Raw genomic sequence first — 16348 nt, forward strand, 5'->3', positions numbered from 1 at the left:
TCCTAGTCTAAATATCCCTCAACTTTATTATTAAATCCAAAAACTCTTCTCTTACCGCTATAATCAATCAGTTTTACAACTTTTTTATCTCCTGGTTCAAATCTTACTGCTGTTCCAGAAGGTATATCCAATCTTTTTCCTCTAGTCATCTCTCTATTAAAATCTAAGGCAGAATTCACCTCAAAAAAGTGAAAATATGCTCCTACTTGCACTGCTCTATCCCCATTGTTAATTACTTCTATCTCTATTGCTTCATGACCTTTGTTACAAAGTATTTTGTCCTTTGCCAATATATATTCACCTGGAATCATAAATGCCTCCTCCTTATTTTAAATTTATAACTACTGTATTGGATTATGTACACTCACTAATTTTGTTCCATCTCTGAATGTTGCCTCAACTTGAATTAAAGGAATCATCTCCGCTATTCCTTCCATTACATCCTCTTTTTTTAATAATGTCTGACCATATGACATCAGCTCTTCTACAGTTTTTCCGTCTCTTGCACCCTCTATTATTTCATCACAAATATACGCTATAGTTTCCGGATAGTTTAGTTTAACTCCTCTATTTTTTCTTTTTCTCGCAACCTCAGCTGCAACACTTATCATTAATTTCTCTTTTTCTCTTGTTGTCAAATACATATATTTACCACCTCATTTAATAAAATAGAACTCTACCACATGTCAATTAACATCAAAAATCCTGGAATCCAAGCTGTTACTACTCCTTCAAATATTGATAGTAAAGGTGTAAACTTACCTAAATTTTTCTTAGGAACTGTTTCTATCCAACCTGTTAACCATAGGATACCCCAAAGCCACCATATAGCACTCATTCTCCAATCAGATTTCAAAGCTAACCACCCTGCTGGTAACGTATTTATCGTAACAAATAGACTAAACCATCCATAAGGAATAGGATTCAAGTTATAAATTCCATTTAGAGCTATATATAAGTATGTAAAAGTGAATAGTAATCCAGTTGCACCACTATAGTAATCACCTCTTGCTATAAGAACAATATTTAACACTAAAGTTATTCCACCAGTAAAAAGATTCATTATGGACAATGCTTTACCATCCACATTATAAAGTCTACACATACCATTACTTATTAAAACTATACCCACAAACAACAGAGCCACACCTAACATATAATTTTCACCTCCCTTCTAATTTTAGGATTATACAAATATATAATAACTTTTCTTTTTTATTATCACCTCCTTTTTATTTATTTTCAGTTACATTTACATCCAAAATATTAAATGGAACGATCACCCCTTCTTCATTAAAAACTTCTAAAATATAGGCCATTAACTCCCCTCTAACCTTATAATACCCCTTTGTCGGAGTCCAAACCATAAATAGAATATTTATACTCGAATCCCCATATTCCATTGTATGTATAAAATTTTCTTTATCCCTATTTAACCCTTCATATGTATTTGCTATATTCTCTAATATGCCAATTACTTTTTTCATATCCGAATCATAGGACACCGATACTTTTAGTTTTATGCGTCTTAAAAGATTTCCATCATAGTTTATAATATTTCCACTTATCATTACATTGTTTGGAACAATAATTCTTCTTCCATCTAAACTGGTTATATATGTTGAAAATACCTCTATTTTTGCTACCTCTCCCATCACTCCATTTATTTTTATAAAGTTTCCTATACTAAAAGGTCTCGTAAAAAATAGAACCACTCCACCAGCCAAATTTGATAGAAAATCCTTCAAAGAAATACCAACACCTAATCCAATGGCACTAATCATAGTAGCTATTGAAGCCTCACTAAAACCAAATGCCAACAATCCAATCAAAAAAAATGTCACATTCAATCCTAATTTTGTAACTGATTTTGTAAATTGTTTAGTATTTATATCCTGATTAACTACGGGAATTTTATCAATATACTTATCTACTCTTTTTGAAAAGTATGAACCTATATACAATATAGCTATAAAAATAAGAGCTCTAATCAAAAATTCAATTGCATCATGTCCCAATGTCTGTAATAATGGCTCCCCTAAACTATTTTTAATCTGTAGTAGATTACTGATTGCTTCCATAATTATTTCCTCCCCCAAAAATCTATTCTCTACAATTTATATTATAAATTTCATAAATATATCCTTTAATTTTTTTATAAATTTAAAAGGAAATCTTTGATTTTTTTGTAAAAAGGTACATCAACTATCATAGGAGGTATTTTTTATGGAAAAATGGAAATGTAAAATATGTGATTGGGTTTTTGATCCTGCTATTGGTGATCCAGACAATGGAGTACCTGCTGGTACTGCTTTTGAAGCTGTTCCTAGTGATTGGGTTTGCCCTATATGTGGTGCTGCAAAAGACGAATTTGAAAAAGAATAGATTTTTTTGCTGGGATAAGTCTTTATACCTCAGTTTTTTTTAATTTCTATAATAAAATTTAGGAGGTTATTTTTATGTCTATGTTTTGTTTTCAATGTCAAGAGACAGCTATGAACGAAGGCTGTACTGTTAGAGGTGTTTGCGGTAAAACTTCTGAAACTGCTAATTTACAGGATTTATTGGTTCATATGGCTAAAACTGTTTCTGCCTATATTGTTCTTCTAAATAATAAAATCCCTATAACTGATGATCTTCATCGTTGGATTGTAAACGCTCTCTTCGTTACTATTACCAATGCCAATTTTCATGATGATGCTATTATAAGAGAGATTGAGACAGGGGAAGCCTACAGAGCAGCTTTAGAAATAGAGCTTTTAAATAATAAAATAGCTGTTCCTGAAAAATATGCTAAATATATCAATTGTCCAACTGATCTTAGTTCAGATGATTCTCTTTTAGATTATGCTGAAAAAGTTGGGGTATTAAGAACTAAAAATGAAGATATTCGTTCTCTACGGGAAACTATCATATATGGCTTAAAAGGAATGTGTGCCTATGTTGAACATGCTTTTAATTTAGGCTATGAAGATATTTCTATATATAATTTTATTGAAGAAACACTCGCTAACGTAGATAATGATAAGCTGACTGTTGAGGAATTACTACAAATGATTCTAAACGTTGGGAAAGTTGGGGTTGAAGCAATGGCTCTTCTAGATAAAGCTAACACATCAACATATGGACACCCTGAAATAACTAAAATTAATCTTGGTGTTAGAAATAGACCCGGAGTTTTAATATCTGGACATGACTTAAGAGATTTAGAAATGCTTTTAGAACAATCTAAAGATACCGGTATTGATATCTATACTCACTCTGAAATGTTACCAGGTCATGCATATCCATTTTTTAAAAAATATAACAATCTTGTCGGAAATTATGGTGGTTCTTGGTGGCACCAAACAAAAGAGTTCGTCACTTTCAACGGTCCAATTCTATTTACAAGTAATTGTTTAGTTCCTCCTAGAGGAACTTTGGCTGAATACCTCGAAAGAGTTTATACCACAAACTCTGCAGGCATGGAAGGATGCGAGCACATTCTCGCTGATGAAAACGGATTTAAAGATTTTAGTGAAATTATTGAAAAAGCTAAAGCTTGTAAACCTCCTGTTGAAATTGAACGTGGTGAAATTATTGCTGGTTTTGCTCATAACCAAGTTCTAACTCTAGCTGATAAAATTATTGATGCTGTTAAATCTGGAGCAATCAAAAAATTTTATGTCATGGGAGGATGTGATGCTAGAATGCAAGATAGAAAATATTACACTGAATTTGCTTTAGCCCTACCTAAAGACTGTGTAATCCTTACTGCTGGTTGTGCTAAATATAGATATAACAAATTAGGTTTAGGAGATATCAATGGTATTCCTAGAGTTCTTGATGCTGGACAGTGTAACGATTGCTACTCATTGGCTGTTATTGCATTAAAATTAAAAGAAGCTTTTGGATTGGATAACGTAAATGATTTACCTATTGTATTTAATATTGCATGGTATGAACAAAAAGCTGTTTTAGTTCTTCTATCTCTATTGTATCTTGGATTTAAAAACATACATATAGGTCCTACTATCCCTGCATTCCTAAGCTCCAATGTTCTTCAAGTCCTAATCGATAATTTCAAATTGGGAACTATTAGTAATGTAGAAGATGATTTAAAAAACTTTTAGAATCAAAAAGGCAAACTTCAATAGTTTGCCTTTTTTAATATCTGCTCCATCTCCTTTATCTCTTCACCCTGACTTAAAATAATTCCATGGGAGATTTTTATCAACTCTTTATTTTTTCCAAATTTCAAATACTCTTTTGCCATGCTCACAGCACCTTCGTGATGAATAATCATATTTTGTAAATAACACTTTGTTATAACACTAGCATTATTTACTACTTCATCATAAGGCTTCATATTTTTCATCATTTTTATCATTACTTTTTGCATTTTAGCAAGAAATTTTTCATTATCATTTCCTCTCAATTCTCCCGATTCCAATAGTTGTTGCATAATTTCAATTTCTTTTTGCTGAATACGTATTATTCTAGTAGCTAAATTTTTTACATCTCTATTTTGGGTGTATTTCAAAACACCTACGCTTGTCACTATTGCCGCTTCATGATGAGGAATCATATATATAACAAAGTTATTCCCAACATCTTTTGTTAAAAAAACTTGTGAACTATTTGACATCATTAAACTGTGGGCATATTCATCATACTCTTTAAAACCTTTCAAATTTTGTGGAATAATGTCTTTTAAAGGAGTGAGTACTGTATATACTTTACTATCCGATTTTACTTCATAATTTAACACCTCGTGTAAATGATTTTCGCCTAAATCGTTACTGTAAGAATTTAAAGAAACTGTTGAAAATAGAGCTGCTATTCCTACCATTATATTTATATTTTTAAAATCCATTTCTCTCAAACCTCCTTGCACTAAAATCTGTGTTATATTATTAAAAACAATAGAGAGAATTCCTTTTTAATTTTAAAGGATTTTTGCAATAAACTTGTAAAATTAAGCTAAATACTATATTAAGTAACATAGGAGGGTTTTATGTATGAATTTTTAATAAATTTAAATCCTGTTTTACAGGCTTTTCTAGCCACTTTATTTACATATTTTATTACCATGCTTGGAGCTGCCATGATCTTTTTTTTTAAAACAATAAATCAAAAAGTTCTAAATGGAATGCTTGGATTTGCCTCAGGTGTTATGATTGCTGCTTCCTTTTGGTCACTCTTAAATCCCGCCATTGAACTAGCTGAAAGTATTGGAATCCCTGGATGGAAGCCCGCTATTATCGGCTTTTTATTTGGAGGATTTTTCCTCTGGTCCATTGATAAATTTTTACCTCATTTACATCAAAATCAACCCATATCAAATGCGGAGGGTATATCGACTAACTGGAAAAGAAGCGTTCTTTTAGTTTTAGCAATCACTCTTCATAATATACCTGAAGGGTTAGCTGTTGGAGTTGCCTTTGGGGCTCTATCTGTAGCCGGTAATGATTCAGCTCTCATTCCAGCAATAGCTCTAGCTATTGGAATAGGTTTACAAAATTTCCCTGAAGGAGCCGCTGTATCCATTCCACTGCGAAGAGATGGAATGAGCAGACGAAAAGCTTTTTTTTACGGTCAGGCTTCTGGTCTTGTTGAACCAATAGCCGGTGTGATTGGTGCTATTTTTGTTATAAAAATGACTTTTTTACTTCCATATGCACTTGCTTTTGCTGCTGGTGCCATGATTTATGTTGTAGCGGAAGAATTAATTCCAACTGCTAAGGAGATTCGACATGATGATTCTGGTACCATAGGAGTTATGTTTGGTTTTGCCATCATGATGTTTTTAGATGTTGCCTTGAGTTGATAATTCTTTAGTACTTATTGTAATAGAGGCAATAGCAGAGTAAATATGCTTTTGAAATAACTAAAAAAGGCGTCAAAGAAAAAAATTTGACGCCAAGTTAAATTCATATCCATCCTAGTATTAAATCTATTGTCCTAGAAAAGTTACTAAAATGACGCTTTAGTCAGCCTTATTTTTCTCTTTTCCTTCTTTCATTAATATAACTGTTACTTTATTTGTGTACCTAGATAATTCGTTATAGTCTTTTTCAACTTCAGTCCAATTCGGTTTTGTTTTATCTATCTCCTTTGTTATTTTTGAGCTTAAATATTCCATTCTCTCAAGATCACTATCTGACATGCCTTTTTTTATAGCTTCTACAACTTCTTTTTCATCTACAGATTTTGGTAATACTTCCTCTAATCCCGTATCAGATACCAAATCATTGGCTATATCATTTTCAAAATCTGCTTCACTTTTATCCATTCCGTTTTCTTTCAAAGTTTTTATTGTTTCAAGTGCAAGTTTATTTGTATATGTAGATAATTCATTATATAAAGTCTCAACTTTTTCCCAATTTGGCTTTTCTTTTTGAATTTCAGTATCCACCTGCTCACCAATTTCATTCATTTTATCTATATTTTCTGAGTCTTTACCTATATTTCCCATTATATTTTGAATAAGTTCTTTATTAGCTATTTTGGATGCTACTGTTTTATCAATAGTTGGTATATTTTTACTTGAATCATCTACTTTCTCTGTGGAAAAAGATATAACCGACAACATAATAGATAAAATAATTAAAATAATTTTCATCTCTTTATCTCCTTTTAATTTTAATATAATCTCTATCACAATACTACAAAAAAAGAAATTAAATCCTTCCTAAATTTATCATTATAATTTCTAAATTATCTTAAAATAAGCGTGACAAAACTGTAAAAAATATGGTATTAATCTAAGTAACAAGTCAAGGGGGAGTGATTATATGTTAAATAATTTAAGTACTCATCGAAACTATCTACATACTATACCAGAAATAGCATTAAATGAATTTAAAACTGCTGAATATATCAGAAAAGTTTTAGATGATGAACACGTTGAATATCATTGTATTGGAACAAGTACTATTGCCTTTATTTCTGGAAAGAGTGATGTGTGCATAGCTTTTAGAGCTGATATTGATGCTCTACCATTAACTGAAGCGAGTAATAATCCATTTCAATCTAGGACTCTTGGAATGATGCACGCCTGTGGTCATGATGGTCACACTGCTATACTGTTAACCTTCATACAAGAAATTAAGCTCCTAATGTCTCAAGGAATAAAATTAAATAAATCTTTAGTTTTTATATTTCAAGCAGGAGAAGAGGGAGCTGGTGGAGCTAGATTTATAGTAGCTGATAGCTACTATAAATCTAAAAATATAGAAGCTATCTACGCACTGCACGTCTATCCTGAGATTAAAGTTGGAGAATTCGCTGTAAAATCTGGTTTTGTATCGCTTCAAAATATAAATTTAGATATCACTCTAACCGGCAAAGGATGCCATGGTGCTCAGCCTCATAAGGGTATCGATTCCATTCTTATCGGTGCAAAATTAGTCGAAGCATATCAGTCAATTAAATCAAGAAATATCCCCTCCTATGAACATTTTTTACTTACGATAGGAGCTTTTCACGCCGGTACAGTTAGAAATATTATTCCCGAAACAGTTAATATGCTCGGAACTATCCGACTTGAAAATATCTCCTTGATACCTTTTATCCAAGAAAGAATGGAAAATATCAACCGTGGATTTGAATTAGCTTTTGATGTCAAAATTGACATGAAATTTCAACCTTTCTATCCCCCGGTAATCAACGATTCCAATCTTTTTAAAAAGGCTTTAAACGCCTTAAAAAATAAAAAAGTTTTTACTGATATCTCACTAAGTGGATCGGAGGATTTCTCTTTCTATTCACAAAATGGAACTCCCGGACTACTAGTATTAATCGGTGTTAGAGATGAAGAAAAAGGACACGTTTGTGCACTTCATAATAATCGATTTGATTTTGAAAATGAAGCATTAATCTATGGAGTAGATTTTTTCAAAAGCTTGCTTCAAGAAAATAATGTTCTTTAATCTCATTTTAAAAGGAAATTTTCAACTTATCTTTAATAATATAATAACCATATTATAATTAGGAGGTTTTTTCATGAAAAAATATATTCTAGTATGTTCTTTTATCCTTTCAGCTTTAACTTTTTCTGCAACACACGATAACCACCAAAATCAACAAAGCACAATGAATGAGATGCCTATGATGCAATCTCAAAATGGTTGTCCTAAATGTGGTAGTGAGATGATGAAAAATATGTCGCAAATGCCTCGATGGAAAGGTGACCAAAAATTAATGAAGAGCAATATGATGTATGCAACCCCTGAAATGCAAAAGAGTATGATTGATATTGAACAAAAAGAGTTAGATATCAAAAAAGAGATGTTAGAAGATAAAGTGGATTGGAACAAAGTTGAAAAACTTAACAAGGAAATTGCTCAAATAAAAGCCGATATACAAACTAAAGTTATGAAACAACACTTTGAAATGATGAAATCCACTGCTACTCCTGTAAAACAATAGTAAGAAATGAAGAGAGTTCCTTTAACTCTCTTCATTTTTATTATTTATCCAATTCAACAATTTTTCATAGTTTTCCCTTGCGTCTTTTATACCTAAATTATATAGAGCTTCAATTTTATTCAAATCTCTTTCCAATCTATCTACAAGCACTATATCACTAGGTCTGAAAACAAATGCTTCACCTTTACGCTCAAGCTCCCATACATCTTTCAAAGCTCGATTATACACTAAATGTCGTTCAATTAGTGCTTCTGCTACTTTAGGATATTTTCTATAATATAATTTTATTAAAGTTTGTAGTTTTAAAGGTTCCTTCTTGTAACTTTCATCCTCTGTCAAAATAACTACGTTTTTAGTATTTCCATCCAATATCGATTCTGCAATTGGAATTGGAGATGCTATCCCACCGTCTAAATAGATTTTTTCATTTACTATTGCCTCTTTGGAAAAGAATGGTAAACTCCCTGATGCAATTAGAGATTCCAAAAGATCCTCTACTTTTTTGAAATCTTTCTTAGAAAAAAAATCAGTCCCTCCTCTTATACAATCGAAAGCACCCACTTTGAACTCTGAATCACACTTATTAAACGTTTCAAAATCAAAAGGATATAACTCATAAGCCATTTTTCTATATGCAAAATCAATATTTACATAGCTTCCGTTCTTTATTAAATATTTATATCCCATATATCTCTCATCATTTAAATATTTTAAAATAATATCAATATTTCTTCGTTTTTGCCTTGAAGCATAGGAGGCTGAATAAATTGCACCTGCTGACACCCCAATTGTATATTTAAAATATAACTCTCTAGATAAAAAGTAATCTAAAACTCCAGATGTGTATGCTCCTCTCAATCCTCCACCTTCCAAAACCAATCCTATATTATCCATTTTAAATCCTCCTGAAACAAAACTAATATTTCTTACATATTTTACATTTTATTTTAATATTTTCTTTTATTTTTGTAAGAGTTTTAATATTCTTTGACTTTTAGCTTTTTTTCTTTTAGAATTATAATAAAACTCATGGAGGAAATTTTAAATGATAAAAAAATTTATAAGTTATTATAAACCTTATAAAAAACTCTTTTTTTTAGATTTATTTGCAGCTATAACAGTTTCTATTTGTGATTTAATCTATCCCATGTTAAGTAGAGTTGCTGTAAATAACTATATCCCTAATAAAAATTATCGCAACATTCTTATTTTAGCTATCGGTCTTTTTGGAATATATATCATTAAACTTATCTGTAACTACTTTATGAATTACTGGGGTCACGTAGTTGGTGTTAGAATGCAGGCTGATATGAGAAAAGATGTTTATACTAAACTTCAAAACTTTCCTATAAAATATTTTGATAATACACAAACTGGAAGTATTATGTCTAAAATTGTAAATGATTTGCAAGAGGTATCTGAACTTGCACATCATGGACCTGAAGATCTTTTTATATCAATAATAATGATTCTTGGTTCTTTTTTTCTTCTTTTAAATATCAATGTTCCATTAACTCTTATTGTTTTTTCAGTTATTCCTTTCATAGTCTGGTTTACTATTAATAGACGTCAACGAATGTCTGATGCTTTTTCAGAAACACGTGAAAAAATTGGAGTAATTAATTCAACTTTACAAAATAGTATCAGTGGAATCAGAGTTTCCAAAGCTTTTGTCAATAAAAATGATGAACTAGAAAAATTTAAAAAAAGTAATATCGAATTTAAAAAAGCTCGCGAAGGTGCCTATAAAGTTATGGCTGAATATGTCTCTGGCATGACTTTTCTTACAGATATGCTCGACTATCTTGTGTTGGTTTTTGGAGCTATCTTCACATATCAAGGTAAAATTAATTTCGGTGACTTTTTAGCTTATCTTCTATATATTAGAATTTTTAGCCAACCTATAAAAAGACTTGTTGGTTTTGTTGAACAATATCAAAATGGTATGAGTGGATTCAAGCGTTTTAAAGAGATGTTAGATGAAGATACCGAAAAAGACTCTATTAACGCCAAAGAGATTAAAAATATTCGTGGTGATATAAAATTTGAAAATGTCTATTTCAGTCATGACAAAAAAAATATATTAAAAAATTTCTCACTTGATATAAAAGCTGGTGAAACTTTGGCTCTCGTTGGACCTTCTGGTGGTGGAAAAACTACTATCTGTAATTTAATTCCCAGATTCTATGATATTGATAGTGGTGATATAAAAATAGATTCTCAAAGTATCTATAATTTTAAAATTGATTCTTTAAGAAAAAACATTGGTATTGTACAACAAGACCCATTTCTTTTCACTGGCAGTATTAAAGAAAATCTAACTATCGGAAAAACTGATGCCACTGATGAAGAAATTATCGAAGCTGCTAAAAAAGCTAATATTCACGATTTTATTGTAACTTTACCGGATGGCTATAACACAGAAGTAGGAGAAAGAGGAGTAAAACTTTCTGGTGGTCAAAAACAGAGAATTGCTATCGGGAGAATTTTCTTAAAAAATCCTCCAATTTTAATATTGGATGAAGCTACTTCAGCTTTGGATAATATCACTGAACAACTTATACAAGAATCTTTAGATGAGCTTTCTAAAAATCGTACAACTATTGTTGTTGCCCACAGACTATCCACTGTTAAAAATGCTGACACCATTGTTGTTTTGACAGATGATGGTATTGTTGAAAAAGGAAATCATGAAGAGTTAATTGCTAATAAAAACTTTTACTATAACTTACATTTAGGTATTTTACAATAAAACTATTTAAAGGAGAACTATGAAAAAATCTATTCATAAATACTTTGCTTTACTCTTTATTATAAATTTTATATTTATATTTGATAACTCTTTTAGTAAAAATAATATTATTACTGTTGCACAAGGTTCAAAACCAAAATCATTAGATCCTCATACTTTTAATGAATTTCCAACTCTTGGCATAACGGAACATATTTTTAACACCTTGGTCACTCTTGATGACGCTGGAACTCCTGTCCCTGAGCTAGCTGAGAACTTCGTTTATCTCTCTCCAACAGAGATTTTATTTACAATCAAAGAAAATATCAAATTCCATAATGGGGATACATTGACAGCTGATGATGTTATTTTTAGCTTAGAGAGAATGATGGAAAAACCTGGAAGCAGAGTTATATTAAAAGATATTAAATCAGTTATTAAAACATCTGACAATAAAGTTCTTGTAACTTTGTATGAGCCATCTGCACCATTTTTAGCAAACTTAACTCTTCCTATAGCCGCTATCATGAATAAAAATTATGTGTTATCTGGAAATAACGTCGCTTTACACCCTGTCGGTACTGGACCGTACATGGTCACAAACTGGGGAGACGGAGATAAAATAGTTATGAGCAGTTTTAAAGAATATTTTAAAGGTGTTCCTAAAAATGATGGATTAATCTTTAAAATTATTACTGAAAATACCAGTCGTTTGGCTGCTCTAGAAACTGGTGAAGTTGATATCATCTATGCTATATCTCCAATCGATTTTCAAATTGTGGAAAAAAATCCCAATCTAAATCTATTACATAAAACTACGACTACTACAGAGCTTATGGTTTTAAATGTACAAAAAGAAGGATTAAACAATAAAAATATTAGGAAAGCTATCCATATGGCTATCGATAAATCTGGAATTTTAGAAGCTATATTTTTAAATAAAGGTTCCATTGCAACTTCCCCAATAAATCCCAATATTTTTGGAAGTTATCAAAATTTAAAGCCTGTAAATATCAACATAGAAAAAGCTAAAAATATTATAATTAATGAAACCAAGAAAAAAAAACTTCCTATTTTTAAAATTTGGACAAGTGAAAATATAGTGAGAGTTCAAATAGCTCAAATTATACAAGCTAATCTAAAAGAAATTGGAATTGAATCAAGTATTGAAATTGTAGAATGGGGAACATTTTTAAAGAAAACCTCTGAAGGAGTTCACGACATTCTTTTAACTACGTGGATTTTAGGTGTTAGTGATATCGACACTGTTGTTACTACTCTTTTTGATTCAAACTCTATCGGAGCTGAAGGAAATAGATCTTTTTATAGCAATCCAGCTTTAGATAAGAAGATTGACTTAGCTCGAACCACAACTGATATGAAAAAAAGAAAAGAGTACTATAAAGATATTCAAGAAATAATTTTAGATGAAAATCCAATAATTCCATTGGTTTATAAAATTGATGGAATCGGAATCAGCAATAAAATTCAAAACTTTAGGTATAATAAAGCAAGTATGCGAAACTACTATGAAGAGATGAAAAAAGTAGATGCTAAATAGCATCTACTTTTTATTTATCATCTCTGTTAAGTCTTTAACTGTTTCTCTTAAATATTGTCCTTTTAAATACTCCATTTTTATATCTTCAAAAATAAACTTTTTAATCTCTTTTGGTCTTTCTATAAAAACATTTCCGCAAACTTCATAATCCTCTGTTAAAGGTACTATAAAAGGAACTTTAAACTCCTCCACTCCCATCAGAGGTTTTAAAAACTTTTCTCCTCTGGCTTTAGTTATAATAGCCATATCAAAGTTTGAATTTAACTCACAAAACTTTTTTAGAACAGTTACATTTAACTGAAAATCTGTACACCATGGTTCTCCAGAAATTAAAAAATTTATCTTTTTTTCAATGCTTTTTACGATATTAATCTCATCATCAGTCATAATTATTCTTGAATAGTTTTTAGGAATCCTATCTCTTTCGCTTTTTATCCCAGTACCCATAAAAGCGTCAAAATTCATTCCTGCCGAATAAAGAGTTTTTAAATCCACTAAGTTCACCTCACAATTTTCTATCTTTTTATTTTATAATATCTATCTCTCAACAAAAAGTAATAAGCTCCACTTAAAATATATGCTAGTGACATATAATTTAAAATAGTTCGTCCCAAATATTTTAATCCCAATCCCACTAAAAGTCCGCCAATTACAAAAGAGAGAATATTCATAGTATAATACTTCATCTTCCATCCTATCTCTCTACTCCCTCTTAGATAGTGTCCTATCACAACTCCTAAATCTGTGACTGTCCCAGTCACATGAGTAGTTCTAATTACCAAACCTTTATAACGTATAAACAAACCATTTTGTAGACCTAGAGAAAATGCAAGAATAAATACACACAAAACCTCAGTGTATAAATATATATCTAAAATTTTTAATAATACTCCAATAAATATGAGTGTATCTCCATATCTTTTTTTTAGTTCAAAGTCTCTTCCTGACCCTATAATAATTCCTGACACTATCGCTCCAACAAAAAATGCCACTACTAAACCTATCATAATTTTTAAATGAGATATGTTATAATATGCCAGATCTGTTGAAATTCTTGTTACAGTTCCCGTTATATGACTGGCAGTCAAAGAAAATTGTAATATTGCGAAGGCATTCATACCTCCGCCTAAAAAAGCTAGTAAACTTATCCATAAAAATAGTTTTTTATTAATTTGTTCCATTTTTCTTCTTCTTAATATTTTATTTTAAATACTACTTTTTTTAGATATTTAGGTTCATTATCTTTTGCAATTAATGGCATATGAGGCTCATCTGGAAAAACTACTAGAAAATTATCTTTAGTCATATTTAATCTGTACTCTTCCACTCCTTCTAAAACTTGAAAATCACTTTCAGCATTATATTCAGTTTTTTCCTTTAAAGAACTTTTTAAAGAATACCCAATTCCTTCTTCGCCATCTATCACTACATGAATATCTATATATTTTTTGTGCCCTTCAAAAAAGCACTCCTCTAAAACTTTTGTTTTACACTCTTGAAGATTAAAAAATACATTCTCTCCATCTAACTCATTTTTTCCCAACACTCCATTTTTATAACTTCCATTCTCTATAGCCTCTATCGCCATATCCAAACCACTAGAAATTCCCTTATAAAACTTTAATTCATCAATTTGTCCAAAGATCATCTACTAATCCCCCTTAATTTTTTTATATTTCTATTTAATGATATTCTAAAAACCTTCATAAAGTCAAGCTATTATTTAATTTAGATTGATTTTTTTTGATAATTCTTTTATAATATAGTGTGAAGAAATATATTTAGAGGAGGATATTGTGTTACAAAAATTTAAAAGAAACTTTTCAATTATAGCACATATAGATCACGGTAAATCAACTGTAGCTGATAGACTGCTTCAAACTACTGGAACTGTTACTGAAAGAGAAATGAAAGAACAACTTCTTGATTCAATGGAATTAGAAAGAGAAAAAGGAATTACAATAAAAGCTCAGGCTGTTACTTTAAAATATACTGCTAAAGATGGAAATGAATATGAACTAAATCTTATTGATACTCCAGGACACGTTGACTTTATATATGAAGTTTCTCGTTCGTTAGCTGCCTGTGAAGGAGCTCTTTTGGTTGTTGATGCCGCTCAAGGTGTAGAAGCTCAAACCTTAGCGAACGTTTACTTAGCTCTTGAAAATAATCTTGAAATCGTACCTGTTATCAATAAAATTGATCTACCTGCTGCAGACGTAGAAAAAGTTAAAAATGAAATTGAGGATATTATTGGATTACCTGCAGATAATGCTATTTTGGTTTCAGCCAAAGCTGGAATTGGAATTGATGAACTTTTAGAAGCTATTGTTGAAAGAATCCCTGCTCCAACGTTTGATGAAGGAGCTCCTTTAAAAGCTATGATTTTTGATTCATTATTTGATGATTATCGAGGAGTTATAACGTATGTTAAAGTTCTTGACGGAACCATCAAAAAAGGAGATAAAATTAAAATATGGTCAACTGGAAAAGAATTTGAAGTACTTGAATGTGGTATTTTCGCTCCGACAAAAAAAGAGCAATCAGAATTAAGTTCAGGATCTGTGGGATATATTATAACAGGTATCAAAACTATACAGGATACACAGGTAGGGGATACTATAACCCATGCTAAAAGACCTTGTGCTGAGCCATTAGATGGATTTAGAGCCGCTCAATCAATGGTATTTGCTGGATTATATCCACTTTCTACAGATGATTATGAAGATTTAAGAGATGCATTAGAAAAGCTACAGTTAAATGATGCCTCTTTGACATTCATTCCTGAGACATCTCTTGCGCTTGGGTTTGGATTTAGATGTGGATTCTTGGGACTATTACATATGGAAATTATTGTTGAAAGACTTAGAAGAGAATACGATATCGACTTAATATCTACTTCTCCTTCGGTTGAATATAGAATCACTTTAGAGGGAAAAGAAACTTATGTTATTGATAACCCTTGTGATTTTCCTGAAGGTGGAAGAGCAAAGTTCTGTGTTGAGGAGCCATATATAAAGGGAAGTATCCTTACTCCAAAAGATTATGTAGGAAATGTTATGGAGCTTTGTCAGGAAAAAAGAGGAACTTATATTGATATGAAGTATATAGATGATAATAGAACAATGGTAATCTATGAGTTACCTCTTGCAGAACTTGTCATCGATTTCTATGACAAGTTAAAATCTAGAACCAAAGGATACGCTTCTTTTGAATATGAGATGATTGGCTATAAAGAATCAAATCTTGTCAAAGTAGATATTCTTGTTTCGGGAAATGTTGTTGATGCATTCTCCTTTATTGCTCATACCGATCACGCTGCATCTAGAGGAAGAGCTATTTGTGAAAAACTGAAGGAAATTATTCCTAGACAACAGTTTGAAGTTCCTATTCAAGCTGCACTGGGAGCTAAAATAATAGCTAGAGAAACGATTAAAGCCTATAGAAAAAATGTTCTTGCTAAATGTTATGGTGGAGACATTACTAGAAAGAAAAAACTTTTAGAGAAGCAAAAAGAGGGAAAGAAAAGAATGAAACAAATAGGAAATGTGGAAATTCCTCAAGAAGCATTCGTATCTGTTCTTAAGCTTAATGATTAATCTAAAATTTCGGGTGAGCTAATTGGCTCACCTTTTGCTTATTAA

18 protein-coding genes are annotated in these 16348 nt (G+C 30.9%); 8 read left to right on the forward strand and 10 right to left on the reverse strand.

Going from position 1 to position 16348, the window contains the following annotated elements; all coding sequences use genetic code 11:
* Positions 1 to 2 precede the first annotated feature (2 nt).
* The 4 genes from ureB to ACWI69_RS03560 all read right to left on the reverse strand — a co-directional run bounded on the left by ureB (position 3) and on the right by ACWI69_RS03560 (position 2081).
* Positions 3 to 311, reverse strand: coding sequence for an urease subunit beta (gene ureB, locus ACWI69_RS03545; RefSeq protein WP_448820475.1), 309 nt, complete (start codon positions 309 to 311; stop codon positions 3 to 5).
* 30 nt (positions 312 to 341) lie between these two features.
* Positions 342 to 644, reverse strand: coding sequence for an urease subunit gamma (locus ACWI69_RS03550; protein ID WP_448820476.1), 303 nt, complete (start codon positions 642 to 644; stop codon positions 342 to 344).
* Positions 645 to 676: 32 nt separating this feature from the next.
* Positions 677 to 1156, reverse strand: a complete 480-nt coding sequence (locus ACWI69_RS03555; RefSeq protein ID WP_448820477.1) for an AmiS/UreI family transporter — start codon at positions 1154 to 1156, stop codon at positions 677 to 679.
* 76 nt (positions 1157 to 1232) lie between these two features.
* Positions 1233 to 2081, reverse strand: a complete 849-nt coding sequence (locus ACWI69_RS03560; protein ID WP_448820478.1) for a mechanosensitive ion channel family protein — start codon at positions 2079 to 2081, stop codon at positions 1233 to 1235.
* 145 nt (positions 2082 to 2226) lie between these two features.
* Here ACWI69_RS03560 and rd point away from each other — a divergent pair, with 145 nt between their 5' ends.
* Together rd and hcp are read left to right on the forward strand one after the other, a co-directional pair.
* Complete coding sequence (rd, locus tag ACWI69_RS03565; RefSeq protein ID WP_448820479.1) at positions 2227 to 2385, forward strand: rubredoxin; 159 nt, start codon at positions 2227 to 2229, stop codon at positions 2383 to 2385.
* A 74-nt stretch (positions 2386 to 2459) separates the two neighbouring features.
* The gene (hcp, locus tag ACWI69_RS03570) at positions 2460 to 4112 is read left to right on the forward strand and encodes a hydroxylamine reductase (RefSeq protein WP_448820480.1); all 1653 of its coding nucleotides are present in this window, start codon (positions 2460 to 2462) and stop codon (positions 4110 to 4112) included.
* Between the two features lie 17 nt (positions 4113 to 4129).
* Here the strand turns inward: hcp and ACWI69_RS03575 are convergent, their stop codons facing one another.
* A complete protein-coding gene (locus ACWI69_RS03575) occupies positions 4130 to 4855 on the reverse strand; it encodes a DUF305 domain-containing protein (RefSeq protein WP_448820481.1) in 726 nt (241 codons plus the stop codon).
* A 141-nt stretch (positions 4856 to 4996) separates the two neighbouring features.
* Here ACWI69_RS03575 and ACWI69_RS03580 point away from each other — a divergent pair, with 141 nt between their 5' ends.
* Positions 4997 to 5809 (forward strand): ZIP family metal transporter, encoded by an 813-nt coding sequence (locus ACWI69_RS03580; protein WP_448820482.1) that lies wholly within the window; start codon positions 4997 to 4999, stop codon positions 5807 to 5809.
* A 159-nt stretch (positions 5810 to 5968) separates the two neighbouring features.
* On the opposite strand, the gene ACWI69_RS03585 is transcribed toward ACWI69_RS03580, so the two are convergent.
* A complete protein-coding gene (locus ACWI69_RS03585; protein ID WP_448820483.1) occupies positions 5969 to 6604 on the reverse strand; it encodes a hypothetical protein in 636 nt (211 codons plus the stop codon).
* A gap of 172 nt (positions 6605 to 6776) precedes the next feature.
* Between ACWI69_RS03585 and ACWI69_RS03590 the strand changes: the two genes are divergently transcribed.
* Together ACWI69_RS03590 and ACWI69_RS03595 are read left to right on the forward strand one after the other, a co-directional pair.
* Positions 6777 to 7913 (forward strand): M20 metallopeptidase family protein, encoded by a 1137-nt coding sequence (locus ACWI69_RS03590; protein ID WP_448820484.1) that lies wholly within the window; start codon positions 6777 to 6779, stop codon positions 7911 to 7913.
* Positions 7914 to 7986: 73 nt separating this feature from the next.
* Positions 7987 to 8412, forward strand: coding sequence for a hypothetical protein (locus tag ACWI69_RS03595; RefSeq protein WP_448820485.1), 426 nt, complete (start codon positions 7987 to 7989; stop codon positions 8410 to 8412).
* A gap of 21 nt (positions 8413 to 8433) precedes the next feature.
* Here ACWI69_RS03595 and ACWI69_RS03600 read toward each other — a convergent pair whose 3' ends face one another.
* Positions 8434 to 9306 carry a patatin-like phospholipase family protein gene (locus ACWI69_RS03600; RefSeq protein ID WP_448820486.1) on the reverse strand — a complete coding sequence of 291 codons (873 nt, stop codon included), beginning with the start codon at positions 9304 to 9306 and terminating at the stop codon, positions 8434 to 8436.
* A gap of 151 nt (positions 9307 to 9457) precedes the next feature.
* Here ACWI69_RS03600 and ACWI69_RS03605 point away from each other — a divergent pair, with 151 nt between their 5' ends.
* Together ACWI69_RS03605 and ACWI69_RS03610 are read left to right on the forward strand one after the other, a co-directional pair.
* Complete coding sequence (locus tag ACWI69_RS03605; protein WP_448820487.1) at positions 9458 to 11164, forward strand: ABC transporter ATP-binding protein; 1707 nt, start codon at positions 9458 to 9460, stop codon at positions 11162 to 11164.
* A 19-nt stretch (positions 11165 to 11183) separates the two neighbouring features.
* Positions 11184 to 12704: an ABC transporter substrate-binding protein gene (locus tag ACWI69_RS03610; protein ID WP_448820488.1), complete on the forward strand. Its 1521-nt coding sequence runs from the start codon at positions 11184 to 11186 to the stop codon at positions 12702 to 12704.
* A gap of 3 nt (positions 12705 to 12707) precedes the next feature.
* On the opposite strand, the gene ACWI69_RS03615 is transcribed toward ACWI69_RS03610, so the two are convergent.
* From ACWI69_RS03615 to ACWI69_RS03625, 3 genes are read right to left on the reverse strand one after another with little or no spacing between them, the layout of a single operon-like run.
* On the reverse strand, positions 12708 to 13199 hold the full coding sequence (locus tag ACWI69_RS03615) for a thioredoxin family protein (protein WP_448820489.1): 492 nt from the start codon (positions 13197 to 13199) through the stop codon (positions 12708 to 12710).
* 20 nt (positions 13200 to 13219) lie between these two features.
* Positions 13220 to 13885 carry a YoaK family protein gene (locus ACWI69_RS03620; RefSeq protein ID WP_448820490.1) on the reverse strand — a complete coding sequence of 222 codons (666 nt, stop codon included), beginning with the start codon at positions 13883 to 13885 and terminating at the stop codon, positions 13220 to 13222.
* A gap of 11 nt (positions 13886 to 13896) precedes the next feature.
* Positions 13897 to 14352, reverse strand: a complete 456-nt coding sequence (locus tag ACWI69_RS03625) for a YhcH/YjgK/YiaL family protein (RefSeq protein WP_448820491.1) — start codon at positions 14350 to 14352, stop codon at positions 13897 to 13899.
* 148 nt (positions 14353 to 14500) lie between these two features.
* On the opposite strand from ACWI69_RS03625, the gene lepA reads away from it, so the two are divergent.
* A complete protein-coding gene (gene lepA / locus ACWI69_RS03630; RefSeq protein ID WP_448820492.1) occupies positions 14501 to 16303 on the forward strand; it encodes a translation elongation factor 4 in 1803 nt (600 codons plus the stop codon).
* Positions 16304 to 16348 lie beyond the last annotated feature (45 nt).

Source organism: Cetobacterium sp., assembly GCF_977044495.1.